Origin of the sequence: Mangrovicoccus sp. HB161399, assembly GCF_013184745.1 — a bacterium.
In the GTDB taxonomy this organism is placed as follows: domain Bacteria; phylum Pseudomonadota; class Alphaproteobacteria; order Rhodobacterales; family Rhodobacteraceae; genus Mangrovicoccus.
On sequence record NZ_JAATVU010000033.1, the window covers coordinates 62,990 to 66,246 of the forward strand.

The window sequence follows — 3,257 nt, forward strand, 5'->3', positions numbered from 1 at the left end:
CGGATCCGGGCTTCGTCGGGACGGACACGTTCAGCTACACGGTGACGGACGGGTTCGGATACAGCCAGGCCTCGGTGTCGGTTGCGGTGGAGAATGACGGACCCGTCTTCGCCTCCGGCACGGCCTTCGCCGTCGAGGAGAACACCGTCTTCGTCGGCCTGCTCGAGGCGTCCGATCCGGATGACCCGGACAGCGGCATCGCCTTCGCCATTTCCGGCGGCAGGGACGAGGCCTTCTTCAAGCTCGACCCGTCGAGCCGCGAGCTGTCCTTCGCCGCCGCGCCGGACTGGGAGACCCCGCAGGATGACGGCGGCGACAATGTCTATGATCTGCAGGTCTCGGCCACGAGCAACGGCCAGACCGTCTTCGCCGATCTGCGGATCACCGTGGAGAATGTCTTCGAGCGCGATACCGTCCAGACCGGCAGCGGGGGCACGGATGTCCTGGTCGGCGGCGAGACAGAAGACGAGATCTCCACCGGCGGCGGCTTCGGCGATGTCGCGGTCGGCGGCGGGGGGATGGATGTCTTCATCTTCGAGAATGCCGCCGACGGGGCGACCCAGATGGCGACGGTCGCGGATTACGAGCCCGGGGTCGATGCCATAGATCTGCAGGGGACCGAAGTCGGCTTCCACTTCAGCTGGAACGGCTCGACCTATCTCTACATGAACGGCACGGATTACGACGCGCTCACGGTGAACGGCGCCGCCAGCCTTGCCGAAATCACTTTCCTATGATGGAATGCAACCATGCCGAGAACCAACGAGGCCTGACATGATTTCGATGAAGAAAACCCTGTTTTCCTGCCTGGCGGCCGCCATGCCGTTCCTGTCCGCCGGGATCGGCCAGGCCGCGACGCTCGGCGACGTCACGGCGGTGCCCAGCCCCTCCGCCGTTTCGAGCATTCCGGCATTCGGGTTCACCGTTGCGGACGGGCTGCTGTTCGGCTTCTCCGGTCCGACCGTTGCCGATCCTGGCGGGATTCCGTCCGTGCTCACCAGCAGCGGCGTCGATCTGGGGGAAGGCCATGTGACCGGCATGGTGCTCGGCCCGGTGTCGCCGGGGCCGCTGCTCCTGGCCGGCAGCTACGAGGACAGCGCAGTGACCGCGCCGGGTGTGGTCCAGGCCCTGTTCCTGAAGGCCGGCGGCAGCCTCGCGGGCGATTACGGCGGGGACTACCTGCTGCTGACGCTGACCGCGACGGCCGGGCCGATCAGTCTCCTGGGCACCGCGTCCTATGTGGGAACCGCCGTCCTGACCGGGGCCGAGCTCGACGGGATCGTCCCGCTTCCCGCGGGCGGCGTGCTCCTTGGCAGCGCCCTGGTGCTGGTCGCGTTGCGCCGCCGCAAGGCCGGCTGAGCTCCGCGGCGTTGCGACCGCGCCGCGTCCCGCAGCGGAAGCGGCGCAGGCCCATTGACCGGACGGGCAATCCAGCTTGTATTACAGGTCTGACCCGGACGAGAAATGGATGCCGCCTTGAGCGACGATGACACTGCAATGCCGACCGGCAGGGGCAAGGAAAGCCTCGTGGCCCAGCTCTGCAACAGCCTGCGGGCGATGATCGAAAGCGGGCAGTACAAGCCCGGCGACCGCCTGCCAAGCGAGGCGCAGCTGACCCGCGACCACGGGGTCAGCCGGACGGTGGTGCGCGAGGCGGTTGCGGCTCTGCGGGCCGACGGGCTGGTGCGGCCGCGCCAGGGAGCAGGGATCTTCGTCACCGAGCCGGAGGTGTCCGCGCCGTTCTCTCCTCTGGAACTCGACATGACCAGCCTGCCGGCGGTGATGGAGCTGCTGGAGCTGCGCACTGCCATCGAGGTTGAGGCGGCCGGCCTCGCAGCGATGCGGCGCAGTCCCTCGCAGGAGGCGCAGATCCTCGACTGCCTGCGCAAGGTGCAGGAGGCGGGCGGCACGGACGGCTCGTCGGAGGCGGATCTGGCGCTGCACCGCGCCATCGCCGAGGCGACGAACAATCCGCGCTTCGGCCAGATGCTGACGCTGCTGGGGGAGGCGGCGATCCCGCGCCGCTCGCTGGGCAAGGCGGCGGAGGTGCCGGAGGACTACATCGGCAAGATCAATGCCGAGCACGAGGCGATCGTCAACGCCATCCTCGACGGCGACGAGGAAGCCGCCCGGACTGCGATGCGCAGCCATCTGAAGGGCAGCCTCCGGCGGTACCGCGCCCTGCAGAGGCAGGGCGCCTGAGGATCAGGCCGCGGCGAGCAGCCCGTCCTGGGCCTCGATCAGCGCCTGCAGCATCGCTTCTTCCTCGGCGGTCAGGTCGTCGAGCGGCGCGCGCACCGGGCCCGCGTCGAAGCCGACCAGGCGGACGCCGGCCTTGATCGCCGAGACGGCATAGCCCTTGCGGCGGGCGCGCAGATCCATGAAGGGATAGAAGAAATCCTTCAGGATGGTCTCGCAGGTCGCCCGGTCACCCCCGCGCAGCGCGGTGTAGAAGCGGTTCGCCAGCGCCGGGACGAAGTTGAACACGGCGGAGCTGTAGGTGGTGAAGCCCGCGCCAAGATAGGCCTCGGCGAAAAGCTCCGCGGTGGGCATGCCGCCCAGATAGGTCAGCCGATCGCCCATCTTGGCGGTGATCTGGCGCACCAGCCCGATATCGCCGGTGCCGTCCTTGAAGCCGATCAGGTTCGGGCAGTCGTCGCAGAGCCGCGCCAGCGTGTCGGCCTGCAGCACCGCGTTGTCGCGGTTGTAGACCATGACGCCGAATTCCACCGACTGGCAGACCGCCTTGATGTGGCGGTAGAGCCCTTCCTGCGGCGCGTCGATCAGGTAATGCGGCAGCAGCAGGATGCCGTCGGCGCCGACCTTCTCCACCGACTGGGCGATTTCGATCGCCATTTCGGTGCCGTAGCCGCAGCCCGAGACGATGGCGGTCTTCCCGGAGCTTTCCTTGGCGGCGGCGACGATCTGCGGGATCTCGCGCGGGGAAAGCGAGAAGAACTCGCCGGTGCCGCCGGCGGCGAACAGCACGGGAGCATCGAAGCCTGCCAGCCAATCGACATGGCGGCGGTAGCTTTCCGGCTGGAAGCGGTTCTCGGCGTCGAAATGGGTGACCGGGAAGGACAGCAGGCCGGAGCCCAGGGCAGTCTTCAGCACGTCGGGGGAAATGGTCATGTACGGGGTCTCCTCGGGACCGGGGTTACTTGAGGTCATCCGGCATGACGCTGCCGGGGATGTTCTGGAAGCAGACGGGGCGCAGGAAGCGGCGGATCGACAGGGTTCCGACCGAGGTCGCGCCG

General features: G+C 68.2%; 4 protein-coding genes and 1 pseudogene. 3 read left to right on the plus strand and 2 right to left on the minus strand.

The genetic code is table 11. The features are described 5' to 3' along the window. The 3 genes from HCC78_RS18255 to HCC78_RS18265 form a co-directional block, all read left to right on the plus strand. Positions 1 to 737, plus strand: a 737-nt coding sequence (locus HCC78_RS18255; protein ID WP_216671213.1) for a cadherin domain-containing protein, incomplete at its 5' end; no start/stop codon positions are given. Positions 738 to 774: 37 nt separating this feature from the next. Further along, entirely contained in the window at positions 775 to 1,359 is a 585-nt protein-coding gene (locus HCC78_RS18260) for a hypothetical protein (RefSeq protein ID WP_172330236.1), read from the plus strand. Between the two features lie 117 nt (positions 1,360 to 1,476). Continuing rightward, positions 1,477 to 2,202, plus strand: coding sequence for a FadR/GntR family transcriptional regulator (locus HCC78_RS18265; protein WP_253949243.1), 726 nt, complete (start codon positions 1,477 to 1,479; stop codon positions 2,200 to 2,202). Positions 2,203 to 2,205: 3 nt separating this feature from the next. Here HCC78_RS18265 and kdgD read toward each other — a convergent pair whose 3' ends face one another. Together kdgD and HCC78_RS33815 are read right to left on the minus strand one after the other, a co-directional pair. After that, positions 2,206 to 3,132 carry a 5-dehydro-4-deoxyglucarate dehydratase gene (gene kdgD, locus HCC78_RS18270; RefSeq protein WP_216671214.1) on the minus strand — a complete coding sequence of 309 codons (927 nt, stop codon included), beginning with the start codon at positions 3,130 to 3,132 and terminating at the stop codon, positions 2,206 to 2,208. 25 nt (positions 3,133 to 3,157) lie between these two features. Then, positions 3,158 to 3,257: pseudogene (locus HCC78_RS33815) on the minus strand (aldehyde dehydrogenase); the annotation flags it as partial.